Genomic DNA, 18,673 nt, shown 5'->3' on the forward strand with positions numbered 1-18,673 from the left:
ATCGGACTTTGCCTCCTTCGTCACGCTTTCCCTAAGCTGTGTCCACCGTTTCCCCACCACCGGACACTCCGCGCATTCCGCGCGAGACGACGAAAGGCCTGCTATGGCCAAGCGCGACGAAGCGCACCCTCCCGGCGTGCTGCGGCTCGGATTCGCCGCCGGCGTCGGCACTTCCCTGGAAATGTACGACTTCTCGATCTACGGCACCGCGGCGGCGCTGGTGTTCGGGTCGGTGTTCTTCAAAACCGGCAACGCCTGGTTCGGCACCTTCATGAGCCTCGCGACCTTCGCCATCGGTTTCGTGATGGCCCCGCTCGGCGCGGCGCTTTTCGGCTGGATCGGCGACCGTCGAGGCCGTCGCACCGCGCTGTACGCCGCGTTTCTGCTGATGGGTATCGCGACGCTGGGCATGGGCGTTCTCCCGCCGTACGCGGTGATCGGCATCGCCGCGCCGCTGCTGCTCGTCGGACTGCGCCTGCTGCACGGTGCCGCCCGCGGCGGGGAAAGCGCAGGTGCGGCCGTATTCGCCGTTGAGCACGCGCCCGAAAAACGGCGCGGCCTCTACGGTTCCTTCGTCGCACTGGGCTCACCGATCGGTGTCGTCCTGGCGAACCTGGCGTTCGCGCTGGTTCTCCTGCTGCCCAACGACGACATCATGAACTGGGGCTGGCGTCTCCCGTTCCTCGCCGGCGGCATCGTGCTGGCGATTGGCATCTGGGTCCGCCGCGGCGTTTCGGAAAGCCCAGAATTCGAGAAAATGGCCGCCGCGGAAACGCGTGCGAAAAAGCCGCTCGCCGACGTCCTCCGCTCGAATTGGCGACGACTGCTGCTGATCGCCGGCGCGAACCTCGGCCTCACCGCCTGCACTTTCGCGCTCGTCACGTTCATGCTGTCCTACGCGACCGCCGCCGCCCCGGAAGGTCTCGGCCTCCCGCGTGCGCCGATCGTCACCATTTCGACGATCACGCTGCTGTGCCACGCCGCCGCGAATGTCGGATCCGCCTGGCTGTCCGACCGGATCGGCCGCAAACCGGTGATGGTGACCGGCGCGGTCCTGTCGATCATCGCCGCTCTCGTGATGTTCCCGATCGCGTCGGCGGGCACCATCAGTTCGGTATTCGTCGCGCTGCTCTTGGGTTTCGCCGCCACCGGAATCCTTTTCGGACCGATGTACACGTGGTTCGCCGAACTGTTCCCGCGCGAGCAGCGCCAGTCCGGCCTCGGCGTGGGCTACCACGTCGGCGCGGTGCTGGGCGGCGGTCTCTCCCCGATGATCGCCAACCGCATCGTCGCGGCGACCGGCGACGCCCTCGCGGTCGGCTATTACCTGGCCGCGCTGCTCGTGCTGAGCCTGGTCTGCCTGCTGATCCTCCCGGAAACCGCCCCCGCGCGGCGTGCCGCGAAACCGGCTCCCGAATTGGTCGGCTGACCTGAACGCGCCCCAGTCTCGCCGCTTCCGCGAGACTGGGGTCATGCGTGAGATCGACGAAGTCCTGGACGCGGTCGGCCCGCGGTTGCGCACCCTGCGCACCCGGCGAGGCATCACCCTGGCCGACCTGTCAGCGGAGACCGGCATCTCGGAAAGCACCCTGTCCCGCCTGGAAAACGGCCAGCGCCGGGCGAACCTGGAACTGCTGCTGCCGCTCTCGCGCGCCTACGACGTGCCGATCGACGACCTGGTGGGCGCGCCCCGCGCCGGCGACCCGCGCGTCCACCTGCGCCCGATCCACCAGCACGGGATGACCTACGTACCGCTGACCCGGCGACCGGGCGGCGTGCACGCGTACAAAATGCTCATCCCCGGCCGCTCCGCCGAACCAGCGTTGAAAACACACAGCGGTTACGAATGGCTGTACGTCCTCAACGGGCATCTCCGCCTGATCGTGGGCGCGAAGGACCTGACCGTCCCGCCCGGCGAGGCAGCGGAGTTCGACACGACGGAACCGCACTGGCTCGGCTCAGCCGACGGAGGCGCGGTCGAACTGCTGATCCTCTTCGGACTGCAGGGCGAGCGAGTGCATGTGGAGCCGCGCACGAATTGATACCAGACATCACGTAACACTCGGGGCGATCAGTGCGACCTGGTTGTGCACGTTCGATCACGAAAGGCTCTCATGTCCGCCCCTGATTATCCTCCGCCGCCCGCTCCCTACCCGGCCCCGCCCGCCCAGCCGAAGAACGGGCTCGGCACCGCCGGGTTCGTGCTCGGACTGATCGGCCTGATCTTCTCGTTCGTCCCGGTCGTCGGGCTCGTGGCGTGGCCGCTGGTGATCCTCGGGATCATTTTCTCGGCACTCGGCTTCGTCCGGACGCGGTCCGGAAAGGCCACGAACAAGGGCCTCTCGATCGCCGGTCTCGTGCTGTCGGTGATCGGCCTGGCGATCTGCATCGTGTGGACCGTGACGGCCGCCAAGGTGGTCAACGAGGTCAACAACGAAGCGAACCGCGTCGTGACGATCCACTACGAGGTCACCGGCACCGCGAAGGAAGCCTCGATCACCTACACCACCATCGGCGACGGCAACGCGTCCTCCAACCAGGACCAGCCGCAGACCCTGCCGTGGTCGAAAGACATCACCACGAAGGGCCTGTTCAAGGGCGGCAGCCTGTCGGTGACCACCGGCGCCGAGGGCGGAGAGGTGGCCTGCAAGGTCGTCGTGGACGGCAAGGAAGCCAAGACGGCAAAGGCATCGGGCAACTTCGCGACCGCCACCTGCGACGGCTTCTGATCGGCGCGGAGAAGGGCTCGTCGGGCCCTTCTCCGCACCGGCAGCTATCGACGACGCAACAGGCGAACCACAATCGCCACAGCCACGAGCGCCGCGGCGGGCAACGCAGCCTTCTTCAGCAGCACCGGCACGACCGCGGCCCCGAGATCGACGGCTTCCGGCTCGGCCGGGGAGGAACCCGGGTCGGCCAAAGCTTCCGCGAGCCGCGCGGTGAACTGCTGGACGATCCGGTCGCTCACTTCGGCGAGGATCCCGCGGCCGAACTGCGCGGGACGGCCGGTGAGAGCGAGTTCGGTGCGCACCCGCACCAGAGTCCCGGCGGGATCGGGGGCCAGCACGGCCGTGACCGTCGCGGCGGCGGTGCCGGTGCCCCGGCTTTCGCGGCCCTCGAGGTCGAGCACCACAGTCCGGGCGGCTTCGTCGCGCTTGACGGTGCCCGAGCCCTGATAGCTCATCTGGACCGCACCGACCTTGACCTTGACCCGTCCGGAGAACGACTCCCCGTCCAGCCGGTCGAGGACCGCGCCGGGCAGGCACGGCGCGACCCGCTCGAGGTCGAGGAACAGCTCCCACGCCGCGTCCGGGGCAGCAGGAACGGTGAAAGAGTGGTCGAGGCGCATCGCGTTCTTTCCGTTTCGTGAGTGCGGGTTCAGACAGACCGCAGCAGGTCGCGGACCCGGCTGGGCGAGAGCGGGCCGCGGCGGACCACCACGCCGTGCGAGCGCAGGGCGTCCTCGATCGCGTTCGCGAGAACCGCTTGCGGCGCGATCGCACCGCCCTCGCCCAGTCCTTTGACGCCGAGGTCGTTCATCGGACTCGGGGTGTGCAGTTCGTCGAGGTCGAGATCCGGAATCTCGGACGACGTCGGGACGAGGTAGTCCAGGTACGTGGCGGTGCGCGGCTGGCCGTCCGGCCCGTAGATCATCTCCTCGTAGAGCGCGCCCGCGATGCCCTGCGCGATCCCGCCGGTCACCTGGCCCTCGGCGATCAGCGGGTTCACGATGACACCGGCGTCGTGCACGACGACGTACTTCCGGATCTCCACCACGCCGGTGCGCTCGTCGACCTCGACGACGGCCGCGTGCGCCCCGCTGGACACGGCGAATCCCGGCGGGCGGAAGTGCACGGTTTCGGACAGCTCGGCACCGGGGCCGTCGTCGGACAGCGGGGCACCCGAGACCAATTCGGCGAGCGTCAGCGACGGCCCGGAGGGGGTCCCTCGCACGGTGAACACGCCGTCTGCCAGGTCGAGATCAGCCGCGTCGACCTCCAGCCTGCGGGCCGCGGCGGCGAGTGCCTTCCCCCGCACGAGCAGTCCGGCGCGGTGCGTGGCGTTGCCGGCGTTGACCAGCGCACGGCTGGCGATAGTGCCGACCCCGAAGGCCGTTGCGGCGGTGTCGCCGCCGACGACGTCGACCTGCCGCGGCGAGACTCCGAGCGCGTCCGCGGCGATCTGCGCCATGGCCGTGCGGTGCCCTTGGCCCTGCGACGGGGTGCCGATCGCCAGCTTCACCCGGCCGCTGGGCGCGAGGTCGATCCGGGCGGTCTCGAACGGGCCGAGGCCGGTGGCCTCGATGTAGAGCGCGAACCCGACGCCGACGCGTTTCCCTTCCACCGCACCCGATTCCTGCCGGGCCCGGATCGCGGGCAGATCGACCCTCGCCACCGCGCGGCGGAGCAGCTCCGGGAAGTCCCCGGAGTCGTAGACCTGCGGCTGACCGGACCGGTCGACCAGCCCGGTCCGGTACGGCATTTCGGCGGGCCGCACGAGGTTCCGCGCGCGCAGCTCAGCGGGTTCGAGCCCGAGTGCGGCGGCGAGCCGGTCCATCGCACGCTCCATCGCGAACACCGCTTCGGGCCTCCCGGCCCCGCGGTACGGCGTCGAGAACGTCGTGTTCGTGAGCACGCCGGTCACGTCGATCGCGACGTTCGGCACGCGGTACGGGCCGAGCAGGTGGCACAGCGAGTTGTACGGCACCACGAGGCCGGTCATGTTGTAAGCGCCGAAATTGACCGTGATCCGGTCGCGCACGCCGAGGAGCCGTCCGTCCGCGTCGGCCGCCAGTTCGATGCGATGGATCTGCTCGCGGGCGTGCGACGACGCGACGAGGTTCTCCGTGCGGTCCTCGCGCCAGCGCACCGGCCTGCCGAGGCATCGCGCGGCGTGCGGGACGATCAGCTCCTCGACATACAGAATTCCTTTCTGCCCGAACCCGCCGCCGACGTCGACGGCGAGCACCCGGACGGCTTCGGCGTCGAGCCCGAGCGTGCGCGCGATCGAATCGCGAAGCCGGTGCGGCGTCTGGGTTCCGGACCAGACGGTCAGCTCACCGCGATACGGGTCCACGTGCGCGGCGACGGCACGGGTCTCGATCGGAGAGGCAACGTACCGGTGTGCGTGAAATTCCTCGCTGATCACGGTGTGAGCGTTGCGAAACGCCGCGTCCGGTTCCCCGACGCGGGCCGTCACAGCGACCGCGGTGTTGTCCTGAAGGTCTTCGTGGATCAACGGCGCCTCGGGTTTCAACGCCTCTTCCGGATCGACTACCACCGGCAGCGATGCGTATCGCACGTCGATCAACTCGAGCGCGTCCTCTGCCAGGTAACGGTTTTCGGCGAAGACGACGGCGACCGGCTGACCTACGTAAGCGACCTTCTCGCGGGCGAGCAGCGGCATCGGCGTAATCCGCACTGTCGGATCGACGGTCTCCGCGAGCCCCGCCGGGATGCGCAATTCTTCGCGGTTGAGCAAGGGGGCGAGGTCCGCCAGGTCTTCTCCGGTCCAGACGGCGGTGACGCCCGGTGCCGCGAGCGCGGCCGACACATCCACGGAAACCACGCGAGCGTGCGCTTCGGGACTGCGGAGGAACGCCGCCTCCAACGCGTGCGGCAAGGCGAGGTCGTCGACGTATCGACCTTGCCCGCGCAGCAGCCGGTCGTCCTCGACGCGAGCCATCGGGCGGCCGATCCAGCCGGATTTTCCGGTCATCAGGCGGATTCCTCTCCTAATTGCGCGTCAAGCGCCTGCGTCACGGCACGACGGATGTTGCGGTAGCCGGTGCATCGGCACAGATGCCCGCTGAGCGCGTCGGCGACCTCGGCTTCGGTGGGCCGGTGCTCGGCCGACGCGAGTGCGGTCGTGGTCATGAGGAGCCCGGAAGTGCAGTAACCGCACTGCATTCCGTGGCATTCGTGATAGGCGCGCTGCACGGCCGTGAGCGGCGCGTCGCCCGGCGCGAGACTTTCGACAGTCCGGATGTCCGCGCCTTCGCACTGCACGGCGAACGTCAGGCACGCGCGCGCTGGTGCGCCGTCGACGAGGACAGTGCACGAACCGCAGACCCCGTGTTCGCAACCGGTGTGGGTACCGGTCAGGCGCAGCCGATCGCGCAGGAAGTCGGACAGCAGCAGCCTGGATTCCACTTGCGCGGCAACGACTTCCCCATTCACGGTCAGGCGGACGGCGTGCCATGCGGACGGTTCGGTCAGCGGCGGGTTGGCAGGTGTGTTCATCGGGTGCGCTCCCAAGCGATGGTGATGGCGCGGGTCAGCAAGTGGGCGGCGGCTTCGCGGCGGTACTCAGCGCTCGAGTGCACATCCCCGGCCGGTTCCAGCTGGCTGCGGACGACACGCGCGGCCGCTGCCAGGTCATCGGCGTCGAGCGCAGTTCCGGTGAAGGCGGCTTCGGCGGGCAGCAGCCGGACCGGCACCGGTCCCGCACCACAAAACACAACCCGTGCTCCGGCGACAGAATCGGCGGCGCGATCGAGCACGACACCGACACCGATGGTGGCGAAATCACCGTGCCGCCGCGCCAGTTCCTCGAACGCCCAGCCTCGTCCGGGAGGCTGCGCGGGGAAAACGACCTCGGTGAGCAATTCGTCGTCGGCGAGCGCGGTCTGAAACGTGGCGACGAAAAACTCGGCCGCGGGCACCGTTCGGGTCCCGGATGGCCCGGCGAGCACGAACGACGCGTCCAGCGCGATCGCGACGGCCGGGAGTTCCGCGGCCGGATCATGGTGGGCCAGACTGCCGCACACCGTCCCGCGCTGACGGATCTGCGGATGCCCGATGCGGTCGATCGCGGCTGCGAGCAACGGCCAGCCGCGCCGGACGACCGGGTCGGCCGCGACCGCCGACTGCCGGGCCGCGGCACCGATCCGCAGCTCCCCTTCGCCGCCGACCGCGCACCGGGCGAGACCGGCGATCCGGGTGATGTCCACCAGCACCTCGGGCCGAGCCAGCCGCATGGACAACATGGGCACGAGCGATTGGCCCCCGGCGAGCACCTTGGCCTCGCGGTCCCCGTCGGCCAGCAGCGCGACGACCTCCGCGACGGTGGCAGGAGCGGCGTAATCGAAGGGGCTCGGTTTCATGCTGACCCTCTCCGGTCAAGTTCGTTGAGCCCTAAGATAGTTACACCAAAGATTTACTACCGCAAGGATCATCCGCAGATTTCCTTGCCGCGGCCCGCGTGCCAGATCCCCGCCGCATATCGAAATATTCGCCCCCACCTGCCATATATCCACCCCACCCGCCGCCCGAACACTCTCCCGCGATCATGAACAGTCGTTCAAACTCCACCGATTAAGATGGCCGCATGAGCGCCGACGACGCCCCGCCGCCCCAGGGCGAGACCGCGGGCCGCCGCGGTCGCCCCCAAGATCCGGAAGGCAACCGGCGCGCGGTGCTGGACGCCGCGCGCAGGCTGTTCGCCGCACGCGGCTACGAGGGAACGTCGATCCGAGAGGTCGCGGCCGAAGCCGGGGTGACAGCGGGCTCGGTGATGGCGTACTTCGGTTCGAAGGACGGCTTGTTCCGCGAAATCGTCGGCGGGAGCACGGGCATCACCGTCGACATCGTCGCGGCAGCCGCGGACGGCCCGGCCCGGCTGTCGCACGCGCTGGCCAACGCCTATCTCGAACGCTGGGACCGCACGCCGGCCGAACACCCCTGGGCCGCGCTGATCCGCTCGGCGGTCACCCACGAAGCGAGCGCTGAGCAATTGCGCGCGATCCTCGACGAACAAGTCACCGAACCGCTCGCCGAACTGCTGGCCGACGCGCCGGACGCACGAGAGCGAATCGCGCTTGTCCGCAGCGTGCTGTTCGGCGTGGTCATGGAGCGGTACCTGTTCGCGCACGAGCCAGCCCACTCGGTGCCGAGCGCGGCGTTCGCGCCCTACTTCGCCGAAGCGATGTCCGCGGCCCTGGACAGCGCACACCCGCCGGCCGCGGACACCGTCGACCGCGTCCCGGACGAATGGCGGACCGAAACCCCCGGGCAGGACGTGTCCGCGTTCGCCGTTTTCGGCAGGCTGCACCGATGTTCAGCGCTGTACCGGGCTTCGGTGAGCCGGATCGCGGAAGAACACGGGATCACCATGGCGGCGTTCGACGTCCTGACCGCACTGCGACGGGCAGGCGCGCCGTATCGCCGCACCGTGGGCGAGATCGCGGAATCGGCGCTCGTGAGCCCGAGCGGCGTGACCCTCCGCGCAGACAAACTGGAGGAGGCAGGCCTGGTAGTCCGCGAACGAGACAGCAAGGACCGCCGGGTCGTCCACCTCCGCCTGACCGAATCCGGCCGGGCACTGATAGACCGCGTGGCGCGCGAGCATTTCCCGCGGGAGAACGAACTTCTCGGCCAAGTGGGCAGCGCGGAACGGACTGCGTTGTCGAGGCTGCTGGGAATCTTGGAAGAATCCCTATCCTCGGCGGATCCGGCCTGATCCAGGATCTGGTACCGCGAGATAGGCTCGAAACTGGCTCTGGCTGGCACCAGATGGATCTCGCACAGTGGGAGGAAGCACTAAGCGAACCCACCCCAGCGAGGCAGTCATGTCGGCCCAGATCCTCCCGCTGAACCACCGCGAGCGAGCCACTCTCACCGCCGTCGGCCTCGGCCGCGCCGAAATGACCTGCAGCTGCGAACCCGACCTCTACATCGACGGCGTCCCCTGCTGCGACCAATTCACCGCCCACCGCCTCGCCCGGTTCGCCTTGGTGGTCCCCCTGCGCTCAGGCCGCCGCGGCGAGCGCGTTCCGGCCCTCCTCACCGAGGCCGGTCGAGCCGCGATCGATTTGCCTGCCACGGACATCCCGCGGTCCGCTGCCTGAACCAGCAGCCTCGACGCAAATGGGTCTTCGCGAACCTGGGGCCGAGTGAAGGAAACCGGCTCAACCAAGGCGCGATGCCTGATTCCGGTCGTCGGCAAGACTGCCGCACCGGCGGCCATTCCGGCCCGCCCGAGACGGACGGCGCGAATCGCTTCGTCGCGCCCGCTCGGGCTTGCCTCAGCGCGTTAAGATCAACTCGGGCGGCCCGAAGGCTGCTTTCCTGGAGCCGGCAAGGGGGTTCGAACCCCTGACCTTCTGTTTACAAGTCCGACAAGGTAGGTGACGGCTAGTCCTCTTCGGTGACGACGAGGACTAGTCAGTACAGGTCAGGGCGGTCCGTATGCCGGTCGGAACCGCCTCATTCCTGCTGCTACGCGGCCGTCCGCGCAACCTGCGCGCAACCAGCGATCGCGGTTGCGCGGACGGCCGCATCAAGCTGACGCCGCACTACGCGAAGCAGTAACACCCACGGAGATCAACACGACCAACCGGAGCCAGAACTACACAAACCGGGAGCGAGAATGAGTCCCCGAGCCTTCATCGGTGTCATCGCCGCCGCGTGCCTGATCGCGGCGCTCATCGGATCCGTGCTGCAGGTGCATGCCCCCGACCTCAGCATCACCCCCACGGCCTCAACGGTCGCGCAGTCCGACTGCGGAACCAGCCTCAGCGCCAACGACCATTTGGGCGACTTGCTAAGGCAAACGGCGTGCGATTCCGCAGTCGGCACACGCCGTGCCTGGACCTTTCCGCTCGGAATCCTGGGCATCGTCGGCCTGGCCGGCGTAGCGCTGGTGAACCCTCAGCGCCAGAGGCCGCGGCCCACCGGACCGGCGCGCTAGGCTGGCGCTGCACCTCTTCGCGGAGGGACGGCCCCGGCTGATCACCGGGGCCACGTGGAGAGGACGACTCCGCGAACGAGGGTGGTCACTGTGGCCAGCACGGACGATGTTCCTGTGGGCAAGAGGATCAAGCACTACCGCGACAGGGCGGGCATGTCCCGACCTGTTCTTGCTGGCTTGCTCGGCAAGAGCGCGGAGTGGCTGAAGGCCGTCGAGAACGGCCGTATCCAGACGCCGCGGCTTCAGATGCTGCTGCGCATCGCCCAGGCGCTCGAACTCGACGACCTCGCCGACCTGACCGGGAACGGTCACGCTGTCCCAGTCAGTGTGTACGCCGGGCCGCGGCACGCGGCGCTCTCCGAGGTACAGGCGGCGCTGACCGAATACCGCGTCAGCCGCACACCGGCACCGGCGTCCGTCCCGCATCTTGCCGAGCGGTTGCGCATGGCATGGCTGGTCCGCCACTCGTCGTCCGACCACCGCACCCAGCTCGGAAGCCTGCTGCCGGGTCTCATCCGCGACGCGCAAGCAACTGCGCGCGCCCTGCGCGGCGAGGAACGACGCGCGGCACGGGTCGTGCTCAGCGGCGTCTACCAGCTCGCCGACTTCTACGTGGCGTACCAGCCGTCGCCTGAACTGGTGTGGATGGTTGCCGACCGCGCCCTGACCGAAGCCCAGGAGGCTGACGACCCGTACGCCATGGCCGGGGGCTCGTGGGCGATGGTGCAGGCCCTGCGCGACGCGGGCCGATGGGACGAGGCCATCACGCTGGCGACCGACGCGCGCGACCTGCTGCTGCCGTACCTCGACGGCTCGCCGGCCGACTGGCGGGGGATGGCGGGCGCGCTCGACGCGGAGATCGCCTACGTGCACGCACGGCGCGGGCGGCACGGCGACGCGTGGGCCCACTGGGAGGCTGCCGAGCGCACCGCCCGGCAGCTCGGCGACGACTACCGCCACACGCAAACCTCGTTCTCCCGCAGCGTGATGCAGGCTCACGCCGTGACGCTCGGCGTCGAGCTGCGCCGCACTGGGGAGGCTCGGCGTGCCGCTGATGCCCTTGACCCGGTCCTGATCCCGTCGCTTGCTCGCCGAGGTCGGCATCTGATCGAGGTGGCTCGAATCCACGCCCAGGAGGACGACGGCGCCGGGACGCTGGCGCTGCTCGACCGGGCACAGCGCGTCGCGAGCGAGACGATTTCCTTCAACGGGTACGCCCGAGACATGCTGATCGATCTCACGAAGCGCCCGCCAGCGGGGCAAGGCGACGCCGTACGCAACCTCGTCGGCCGAGTCGGGCTCGCCATCGCCTGACTCCGATCAGGTGAGGGTACGAACCGTACCCCTCGCCTCGTCGATCACTCTTAGCGTTGTTCGCATGACAGCGCGGAGTGAGCTAAGGCGACACGGAGGGCCGCACACCTCGGAGCTCGCGTTGCGGGTCCACTCCGACCCGACCAACGGGAACCGCCAGACAGCGCACCGCTACTGGAAGCGGGACCTCGCCGACCCGTCGGTGCGCTGGCTGATCCCGTGGTGCTCGACTGGCGACCCTTACCCGGAACGGCACGAGCGCGGCGAGATCGACCTGACCGGCTTCGTGGACGCCGACTGGTGCCCCGGCTGCACCGGGCTGGACGCAAGATGACCGCGGCAGCGGCGCAACAGCGGGGCCACGCCTACCGGCGGCGTCACCACGCTGACGACGAATGCGGGATCAATCCCCTGTTCCTCTTCGCGGACTGGCTGCGTCAAGCTCCGGGTTTCATTCGGCCGGGCCCGCCCCGCCGGCCGATTCGGATACGGCTCGCCTGCAAAGCCTGCCGAGCGACCGCCACAGCGACAGACCACCGGTGCGGCACCTGCGGCGAGCCGTTCTGGACCTGCGGCAAATAGACCCCCGAGTGCCGCGGCGGTAATCCCCCGACACGCCGCGGCGCCGGGTGCGCCCCCGCCGGGCCGGGGCGCAGGGGGCGGCGGCCTCTCCCGAAGGCCGCCGCCCCCATCCACAGACTTGCGACGACGGGACAGCGAATGGCCGACACGCCGGAAGAGGCGCGCGCGAACCGGATCGAGCGGAATCGCCGGATGCTCGAATCCTGGCGGGCCGGTACGCCGATCACCGATATCGCTCGGGAGCACGGTTTGTCGCTGAGCTGGACCGGTCGCCTGCTGCGGCAGGAGGGCGCGGTGCTCCCGCCGATCCGTCAGGGCGTCAGGCGCGCCGACCTGCCTACCGCGTCGATCATCCGCGAGTACGGCAAGGGGGCGTCGATGCAGGCACTGGCGGACAAGCACCGCACGTCGTACGGCACCATCCGCCGGCTGCTGCTCCGCAACAAGGTGACCATCCGGCCGCACGGCGGGCAGAACGCCATTGAACTCTCGCCCCTGTTGACTCCCCGATCCCGCGAGTAGGCCCGATCCGATGCCGCCCGGTCGTCGCGCTTCGCCCGACGGTCGGGCTATCGGGCTGCCCACGTTTCCACGACGGAATGAGGACAGTCAGATGGCGCGAGGAGATCAGCCGCGGAACACCGCGGGCAAGGGGCCGACCAGTCAGGTGTCGGGCAAGGACCACCGGACGACCAATCCCACAGAGAAGAACCGCAGCCCGCAGCCCCGTGCGATCCAGCCCGACCGGCCCGACCCTAAGCGGAAGCAGTAGGGATGCCGAATCGTCGCGAACCTCGGAAGATGCGCAGCTGCTTGGCCTCCGGTCGGCCGGGCAATCTGGTCTACGGGTCACCTGCAAGCTACCCGCCGCGCCAACCGGCCGGACCGACGCACCCCGGTGCGGACTACCGGTCGACTCGGTTCAAGTGGCGTCCCGACCAGCCGCCGGGAGACGGCCAGCCGGAGTAGCATCGGGCCATGCGGTCAGCCCGTGAAATGGACAAGCTGGCGACGGTGTTCCTCATCGGCGGCACCGACGCCCGCTTCTACGCTACGGACCTCCGGCGCGATACCGGCCTGAGCAACGCGCGGATGCTCCCGCTGTTGCAAGAGATGAAGCAACAGGGCTGGATCGCACAAGAGTGGCCCGAGTCAGATCCGGCCCGTGCTCGGTGCGTCTATGCGCTCACCGAGCACGGCCGGGAAGAACTGTCCGACGACTAGCACGACGAAAAGCCCCCGCCCCCTGCGCGTTGCAGGAGGCGGGGGCTTTTCATGTGTCCGGGGGTCAGGCGGATCGCTTCCGGCTCGCTTTGGCCTGCCCGCCGGGCTCGGTGCTCGGCAGGGCCACGTGCTCGGCGGCGATCGCGCCGTCGGCCAGCGCCTGCACGATCCCGGCTTCGGCGGCCGGCGCTTCGGCCGGGTCTGGGAAGTCGCGCACGATCTGCGCTTCGGCGGGCAGCTGCGGCGAGGCAGCTCGGCCCGCCCACCCTTCGTGGTCGGGGTGCGCGGGGTTGAAGTGCGGATCGGCCGGGTGGTATTCGGTCTCGGACATCAGGGCTCCTCGGTCTTCTTCTCGGGTGTGAGGTATCCCGCCAGCGGGGTGAGGATGCCGACGATCAGCACTCCCACGGCCTGGTCGACGTGCACGCCGACCGCGTCGAGCACGGCCAGAGGTCCGGCGGTCAGCACGGCCGCGGCGATGGTGGCGAGGATCTTCCGCATGGGAGCCCAGCCGGCGAGCCGCTGCTGGCCGGTCACTGGGCGGCCTCGGCGTTCGCGCCGGTGATCTCCACCGAGCCGGTGATCTTGACGTTGTTGGCGATCGCCTCGTTCAGCATCGCCTTGAGCGCGTCCGGGGTGATCTCCGGGTCTGCGGCCAGCTTCGCGACAGCCTGGGTGAGCGCGTCCAGCTTCGCGTTCAACGCGTTGATGCCCGCCTTGACCGCGAGCGCTCCGCCGTCGCCTCCGCCCTGGAACTGCGCGAGGTAGGTGTTCACGATCGCGTCCTTCAGCAGCACGTCCGTGCCGTCGGCGCGCTTGCCGACGGATGCGTCGAGCAGGTCGTTGACGCTGGGCATGTCGTCCTCCGTGGTGGGGATGCGGTAGACCTCGTTGATGTCGCACGGGATTCCGGCGACAGTGATCCGCTGGGGGTCGCGGTTGCGCTGCCAGAAGTTGACCCACTGCTTCTCGACCTGGGTGGGTTCGGATCCGCAGCGCCAGTACCAGGAACCGATCCCCGCGTTGTGCACCGCGGCGAGGGTTTCGGAGAAGCCGTAGAACCCGCAGCGCGCTTGTCCGACCGCGTCGCGGAACCCGCTCGCGTAGCGGACCACGTCGTCGAGCTGGAACGCCTGCGCGTGCGCGTCGGCCGCGCAGGCGAGCCCGACCCAGTCCGGCACGCCCTGCGCCCGGGCGTCGGAGAGCGCGGTCCGGCCGTAGGCCACGCCGCGGCCGTAGTCGTCGTCGGTCTCGGTGCCCCACGCGTCACCTGTCCCAGCCTCAGCGACGAGCAGCACGTTGGCCGCGCCGAACTCGCCGACGAGGTCGCGGTACTCGCTGGCGACGAGCTGCTTGCCCTCGCTGCCGAGCCCGATGTAGCGGATCACGCCGGAGAACCCGGCCTTGCGCAGCGCGGCGCCGGACGGGCGTCCAGCGGAATAGTCGGCCCATCGAGCCATGTCAGCCTCCGGTGGTCGGCGGGTCGGTGGAGGGCGGCGCGCTGCCGGACGCGGGGTCGACGCACGCCTTGCCCTGGTAGGTGGTGCCATCCGGGGCGGTGATCACGGCATCGCGCAGCTCGAACCCCGACGGGCACGCCGGGCCGGGCGCGCCGTCGTTCCCGTTCTTGCCGTTGGTGCCGGGTTCGCCGCGGCACTGGTCGTGCGCGTCGCAGTAGGACGCGACCGCCGAGGCCACCAGCGCGGGATAGTCCGGGACCGGTGCGTCGCGCCCGTCGTGGCCGTCCGTGCCGTCCTTCGGGACCGGGATCCGCGCCAACACTGCGTTCGTCAGCGCGTCGAAATCCGGGCTCGCGCCATTCGCGCCGCGGCATTGGTTCCGCGTGGCGCAGTAGTCCTCGACCGCCTGTCGCGCGGTTGCCCGCAACTGGGTGGGGTCGGCCTGCGCGGCCGCTGGCGCGGCGGGCGGCTGCACCACCGGAGTCCCGCCGAGCCGCTTCACCTGGTCGGCCAACGCCGCCACGTCCCGCGCCAGCTCCCGGTTCGTGGTGTCCCGCGCGGTTCCGCTGGTCTCGAGCTGCGCGATCTGGCTGTGCTGAGAGAACAGCACCAGGCCGATCCCCGCGAGCGAGATCACGAACAGCACGCCCACCGCGACGATCCAGCGTCGCCGCCCGGACGTTGCACGCTTGGCCGCGGGCTGCACGACCGTGCGGTTCAGATCACCGGTCACTCGTCCTCACCATCCCGGGCCTTCTCCTCGAGGAGTTTGCGGACTGCGTCGAGAATCTCTTCCTTCTGGTCTTCGTCGTCATCGTCGTCGCCGAGTGTCCGGGCGACGGCGATCTCGGCGGCCTTCTCCGCAGCCCGTTTCGGGACGCGGACCACGGCGATGATCCCGGCGACCCCGGACAGCAGTGCGGTAACCAGGGCCGCAATCCCGAAGAACAGCTGTGCGAGCGCACTCACGCCCACCCCTTTCGTGCACAGTGGACGGACGAGCCGTCAGTTGGAAACCGGCGAGTACGCGGCCAGGAACTCGGCCTCGGTGGCGAACACGCCGATCGGGTACACCCCGCCGGGAGTGCCGACGACGTACACGCCGTGATCCGACGTGATCGGGACTCCCATGCCGGGGACTCCCGGGTACTGCAGGGATCCGTCGGCGGCGACGAACGCGCCGTGCACGAACTCCCCGATCTCGGCGACGTTCGTGCCGTCCCAGACGGCGTACTGCAGCTTGGGAAAAGCGAAGGTGCTCACGTTGGCGCTCCTAGAACGGGAGGGGCAGGCCGTTGTCGATGTAGTACTGCGCGGCCGAGACGCCGTAGCAGCGTGTCGGCGAGACCTGGATGGTCTGGGCCGCGGACGTGTTGGTGACGAGCAGGGACGCGGTCACCTGGTTGGCCATCGCGCTGGCGGGCAGCAGCAGTGTGGAGCCGATGTAGAAGTTGCCTGTCGCGCCGGTGGTGAGCGGCCCGTACACGGTCCCGCCGTTGTAGGCGATGCTGAACCGCCAGCTCACCAGGCCAGTGCCTCCGGTGCGCACCAGCGCGCCGAGCCGCCACGCCGGGTTGTAGGCGAAGAACTGTCCGGTCGCGACCGAAGTCTCCGCGCCGGTGCCGAATGGATTGAGCCCTTGCCCGTAGAAGTCCGGGGCGAGCCAGCCGGTGAGGCTGGGATGCGAGATACCGTACCCGGCCAACTGGTCCTGCGCCCACATCGAGGCTCCGGACAAGTCCAGCATCCGCGCGGCTTTGCCGCTGTAGGTGGTCGAGTAGAAAGTCTCGAAGATCGGAGCCCCGGCGCCGTTGAGGATCCGGACCTTCGCGCCGCCGCCTGGATCAGCCGGGTCCGGCAGCACCTCGAAATCGGGGGTGCCGTCGTGGCTGATCGAGAACGGGTACTTGGACTGGCGTGTGAGCGCGTCGAGGTCCCTCCGCAACGCAGTCAGCTCGTTTTTGATGAAGTCCGGCGAGCCCGGACGTTCGACGGGGTCGTTCGCAACCACGGGCTTTCTCCTATCCGGCCCGGATGGCCTGCAGCTGGTGGTCGACGCGGTCGCGCGGGGTCGTGCTGGTGCGCGAGATTCCGATGACGCGCCACCGGTAATTCCCGTCCGGCAGCCAGTGGTGATCGGTCGCCGAGTAGGTGGCGAAGTGCCCGGGGTTGTAGGTGCCCAACTGCGGGTCCGCGTCCGCCAGCACGGTGGCTTGCCACTGCTCGGGCTGCGAGGAGGACAGCGTCACGTTCGCGGTCGCCCAGCTGTCCAACGTGGACTGCACGGACGCGTCGGCGTGGCTGCTGTCCACGTCGTCGGTCAACGGCCACCCGGCGGCGATCAGCGAATCCGCGGTCGCGGTGCCGTACAGCTGGCCGGCCTCGTTTCCGGCTCCCTTGACGAACGACCGCACCGCACCGGGTTTCACTCCCCCGGCGATGTCGAGCTTCGTCAGCGTGCGCCGGTAGAAGAACCGCAGATCGACGCCGGGCTGCACCAGATACGGGTTCCCGACCAGCAGCCGGTGCCGGATGTAGCGCTGACCGCCCACTGTCGTGAGGTACGGCTGGAAAAACATGTCCGGCCCCTGGTCGACCTGCGTCAGCTCTCGAAGCCGCGCACCGCCGTACGCCTGGTCGTATCCGTGATAGGTCCGGGTATTCCCCCCGCCCGGGCTGATCGTCGGCAGATCGATCGGCAGGTTGCTGCCCGGGATGAAACTCATGTTGATCTGGTGGTTGACGATCTCGCGGGCGATGTACGGCAACGAACCGTTGATCGTGATGTCCGCCGCCGGATCGGTCAGCCGTTGCCCGGACGCCGGATTCCACGCCGCGTTGTGCAGCACGCGACGATCCAGGATGTCCCAGATTCCTTTGCCGGACACCGTGAAGTCCGTCGTCTCCGAATCCGGCTGGTACGGCGTGATCGGCCCGGCTTGGCACACGAAGTCTCCGCGCAGCACCGCGACCGAATGCCGATCCGGCACGCACCACTCCCGCACTCGCGCGGTGCGCGGCCCGCCATCGAGCGGGACAGCAACTTTCCAGCCGCCCGCATCGTTGATCAGCGCGGACCAGTCCGGCTCGGCGAGCAGATCGAGGTCGTAGAGCACTCGGCCGGTGACGGTCTCGTAGACCAGCGCCGTGTACTCGCGCTCGACGGTCGCCACTATGGCCCCCTTACCGGCTCAGCCCGGTGTCGAACACCGCGAAATGCCGTTTGTTCGGCAGCGCCGGGGCCGCGCCGTTGTCGCCGCGGACCTGCCAGCCGCTGCCGCCGTTGCCCGCGGTGATGTAGTGCGTGATCGCGGCCCGGACCGTCCCCGCCGAGATGCCCAGCGCCGCGATGGCCGCGCCGCTGATCGGGCAGGTGAGGTGCGCCTTGTCGAACTTCCCGTTGCCCTGGATCGGCAGCAGCGTCGAGTACATCAGCGGCGACGTGTTGGTGACGGTGCCGCCGTTGGCGATGCGCCAGCCGATGCTCATGTACGGCCGGTCGGCGGTCGCGGAGATGGTGCCCTGCCACTCGAACTGGTACGACCTCGCCGGGTCGAACGTGAAGGATGCGCCGTCGCCCACGGTCTCAGTCTGGGTGTCGAACACACCCTCGGCGGAATACACCGTCTTCGCGATCAAGCCCTTGGCGTAGCCGAGCGGCGACGACAGCTCGTTCCACGACGTGCCGTCCCAGTAGCGATGCCCGTTGTACCAAGCGATATCCCCCGGCATGAACGATGGATCCGACAGCAGGTCACCGGGCAGCAGCACCCGCACGCCGCCGATCGGGGCCGTGCTGCGGCGCAGGTCGGTCAACGTCACCGTGCCGTCGGTGGCCACCCTCGCGCGTGCCAGCGGGATACCTGCGCCGCCTCCGGACGCGGCCGCTGGCCACGTCGAGATGTGCCCGAGGATCGGGTCCCAGGTCACTGGGTCGACCGGGGTCCCGCCCGGCTGGCCGGTGATGATCTCGATCCGGCCCGGGATGCCACCGCTCGCCGGGATGGTGTCGCCCAGCTGCGTGTCGTAGGCGCGGAACACGACGATGTCGTTGCGCGGGTTGGTCGCCGGAGGCGTGTCGCACGTGACGGTGCGCGCGGCGGGCAGCTCCCACGACAGGTACCCGCCTTGCCCCGACCGGCCGATGACCGCGGAGCCCGGGTTCACCAGCAGCGTCCGTCCGGATTGGACAGACACCCGCAGGTCGTACGCCGACAGCGCGTCCGCCGCCGTCGGGATCACCCCGGACCGGATGGCGGACAGCGGAGAGGTGTTCGAGCCGCCAAGGAACAGGCTTTGGACCAGGGCACGGCCCTGGCGGGAGTTGTTGACCCGGTTGCCGTTGGGCATCGCGGACCAGAAGCCGTCGGCGTCGGCGTTCACAGCAGCCATGACAGCCCCCT

At 69.3% G+C, this 18,673-nt stretch carries 23 protein-coding genes; 10 read left to right on the top strand and 13 right to left on the bottom strand.

Annotation, left to right across the window (positions count from 1 at the left end):
* The first annotated feature begins 103 nt into the window (after positions 1-103).
* The 3 genes from WA670_RS00400 to WA670_RS00410 all read left to right on the top strand — a co-directional run bounded on the left by WA670_RS00400 (position 104) and on the right by WA670_RS00410 (position 2,729).
* Complete coding sequence (locus WA670_RS00400) at positions 104-1,429, top strand: MFS transporter (RefSeq protein WP_336156614.1); 1,326 nt, start codon at positions 104-106, stop codon at positions 1,427-1,429.
* Positions 1,430-1,472: 43 nt separating this feature from the next.
* Positions 1,473-2,042 (top strand): helix-turn-helix domain-containing protein, encoded by a 570-nt coding sequence (locus WA670_RS00405; RefSeq protein ID WP_238603998.1) that lies wholly within the window; start codon positions 1,473-1,475, stop codon positions 2,040-2,042.
* Positions 2,043-2,114: 72 nt separating this feature from the next.
* A complete protein-coding gene (locus tag WA670_RS00410) occupies positions 2,115-2,729 on the top strand; it encodes a DUF4190 domain-containing protein (protein ID WP_037808111.1) in 615 nt (204 codons plus the stop codon).
* Positions 2,730-2,773: 44 nt separating this feature from the next.
* Here WA670_RS00410 and WA670_RS00415 read toward each other — a convergent pair whose 3' ends face one another.
* From WA670_RS00415 to WA670_RS00430, 4 genes are read right to left on the bottom strand one after another with little or no spacing between them, the layout of a single operon-like run.
* Positions 2,774-3,349, bottom strand: a complete 576-nt coding sequence (locus WA670_RS00415) for an SRPBCC family protein (protein WP_336156615.1) — start codon at positions 3,347-3,349, stop codon at positions 2,774-2,776.
* Positions 3,350-3,378: 29 nt separating this feature from the next.
* Positions 3,379-5,718: a xanthine dehydrogenase family protein molybdopterin-binding subunit gene (locus WA670_RS00420; RefSeq protein ID WP_336156616.1), complete on the bottom strand. Its 2,340-nt coding sequence runs from the start codon at positions 5,716-5,718 to the stop codon at positions 3,379-3,381.
* On the bottom strand, positions 5,718-6,242 hold the full coding sequence (locus tag WA670_RS00425) for a (2Fe-2S)-binding protein (protein WP_336156617.1): 525 nt from the start codon (positions 6,240-6,242) through the stop codon (positions 5,718-5,720). Before WA670_RS00425 ends, WA670_RS00420 begins: the two co-directional genes overlap by 1 nt.
* Positions 6,239-7,105 (bottom strand): FAD binding domain-containing protein, encoded by an 867-nt coding sequence (locus WA670_RS00430; protein ID WP_336156618.1) that lies wholly within the window; start codon positions 7,103-7,105, stop codon positions 6,239-6,241. The genes WA670_RS00425 and WA670_RS00430 overlap by 4 nt, the downstream gene beginning before the upstream one ends.
* 224 nt (positions 7,106-7,329) lie before the next feature.
* Between WA670_RS00430 and WA670_RS00435 the strand changes: the two genes are divergently transcribed.
* From WA670_RS00435 to WA670_RS00465, 7 genes are all read left to right on the top strand, one after another.
* Positions 7,330-8,460, top strand: coding sequence for a TetR/AcrR family transcriptional regulator (locus WA670_RS00435; RefSeq protein ID WP_336156619.1), 1,131 nt, complete (start codon positions 7,330-7,332; stop codon positions 8,458-8,460).
* Between the two features lie 109 nt (positions 8,461-8,569).
* A complete protein-coding gene (locus tag WA670_RS00440) occupies positions 8,570-8,848 on the top strand; it encodes a hypothetical protein (RefSeq protein WP_336156620.1) in 279 nt (92 codons plus the stop codon).
* A gap of 521 nt (positions 8,849-9,369) precedes the next feature.
* A complete protein-coding gene (locus tag WA670_RS00445; RefSeq protein ID WP_336156621.1) occupies positions 9,370-9,690 on the top strand; it encodes a hypothetical protein in 321 nt (106 codons plus the stop codon).
* 114 nt (positions 9,691-9,804) lie between these two features.
* The gene (locus tag WA670_RS00450; protein WP_336156622.1) at positions 9,805-11,004 is read left to right on the top strand and encodes a helix-turn-helix domain-containing protein; all 1,200 of its coding nucleotides are present in this window, start codon (positions 9,805-9,807) and stop codon (positions 11,002-11,004) included.
* Between the two features lie 64 nt (positions 11,005-11,068).
* Positions 11,069-11,338 (top strand): hypothetical protein, encoded by a 270-nt coding sequence (locus WA670_RS00455; protein ID WP_336156623.1) that lies wholly within the window; start codon positions 11,069-11,071, stop codon positions 11,336-11,338.
* A gap of 386 nt (positions 11,339-11,724) precedes the next feature.
* A complete protein-coding gene (locus WA670_RS00460) occupies positions 11,725-12,108 on the top strand; it encodes a helix-turn-helix domain-containing protein (RefSeq protein WP_336156624.1) in 384 nt (127 codons plus the stop codon).
* 456 nt (positions 12,109-12,564) lie between these two features.
* Positions 12,565-12,810 (top strand): PadR family transcriptional regulator, encoded by a 246-nt coding sequence (locus WA670_RS00465; protein WP_336156625.1) that lies wholly within the window; start codon positions 12,565-12,567, stop codon positions 12,808-12,810.
* Between the two features lie 64 nt (positions 12,811-12,874).
* Here the strand turns inward: WA670_RS00465 and WA670_RS00470 are convergent, their stop codons facing one another.
* From WA670_RS00470 to WA670_RS00510, 9 genes are read right to left on the bottom strand one after another with little or no spacing between them, the layout of a single operon-like run.
* Positions 12,875-13,141 carry a hypothetical protein gene (locus WA670_RS00470; RefSeq protein WP_336156626.1) on the bottom strand — a complete coding sequence of 89 codons (267 nt, stop codon included), beginning with the start codon at positions 13,139-13,141 and terminating at the stop codon, positions 12,875-12,877.
* Positions 13,141-13,347, bottom strand: coding sequence for a hypothetical protein (locus WA670_RS00475; RefSeq protein ID WP_336156627.1), 207 nt, complete (start codon positions 13,345-13,347; stop codon positions 13,141-13,143). The genes WA670_RS00470 and WA670_RS00475 overlap by 1 nt, the downstream gene beginning before the upstream one ends.
* Positions 13,344-14,270 carry a glycoside hydrolase domain-containing protein gene (locus WA670_RS00480; RefSeq protein ID WP_336156628.1) on the bottom strand — a complete coding sequence of 309 codons (927 nt, stop codon included), beginning with the start codon at positions 14,268-14,270 and terminating at the stop codon, positions 13,344-13,346. Before WA670_RS00480 ends, WA670_RS00475 begins: the two co-directional genes overlap by 4 nt.
* 1 nt (position 14,271) lies before the next feature.
* Positions 14,272-15,003 carry a hypothetical protein gene (locus tag WA670_RS00485; RefSeq protein WP_336156629.1) on the bottom strand — a complete coding sequence of 244 codons (732 nt, stop codon included), beginning with the start codon at positions 15,001-15,003 and terminating at the stop codon, positions 14,272-14,274.
* Positions 15,000-15,239, bottom strand: coding sequence for a hypothetical protein (locus WA670_RS00490; protein ID WP_336156630.1), 240 nt, complete (start codon positions 15,237-15,239; stop codon positions 15,000-15,002). Before WA670_RS00490 ends, WA670_RS00485 begins: the two co-directional genes overlap by 4 nt.
* A gap of 36 nt (positions 15,240-15,275) precedes the next feature.
* Entirely contained in the window at positions 15,276-15,533 is a 258-nt protein-coding gene (locus tag WA670_RS00495; RefSeq protein WP_336156631.1) for a hypothetical protein, read from the bottom strand.
* A gap of 10 nt (positions 15,534-15,543) precedes the next feature.
* On the bottom strand, positions 15,544-16,281 hold the full coding sequence (locus tag WA670_RS00500) for a hypothetical protein (RefSeq protein WP_336156632.1): 738 nt from the start codon (positions 16,279-16,281) through the stop codon (positions 15,544-15,546).
* Positions 16,282-16,291: 10 nt separating this feature from the next.
* Entirely contained in the window at positions 16,292-17,443 is a 1,152-nt protein-coding gene (locus WA670_RS00505) for a hypothetical protein (RefSeq protein WP_336156634.1), read from the bottom strand.
* A 10-nt stretch (positions 17,444-17,453) separates the two neighbouring features.
* Positions 17,454-18,662, bottom strand: a complete 1,209-nt coding sequence (locus WA670_RS00510; RefSeq protein WP_336156635.1) for a hypothetical protein — start codon at positions 18,660-18,662, stop codon at positions 17,454-17,456.
* Between the last annotated feature and the right edge of the window lie 11 nt (positions 18,663-18,673).

The organism is Amycolatopsis sp. VC5-11 (assembly GCF_037034185.1).
In the GTDB taxonomy this organism is placed as follows: domain Bacteria; phylum Actinomycetota; class Actinomycetes; order Mycobacteriales; family Pseudonocardiaceae; genus Amycolatopsis; species Amycolatopsis nivea.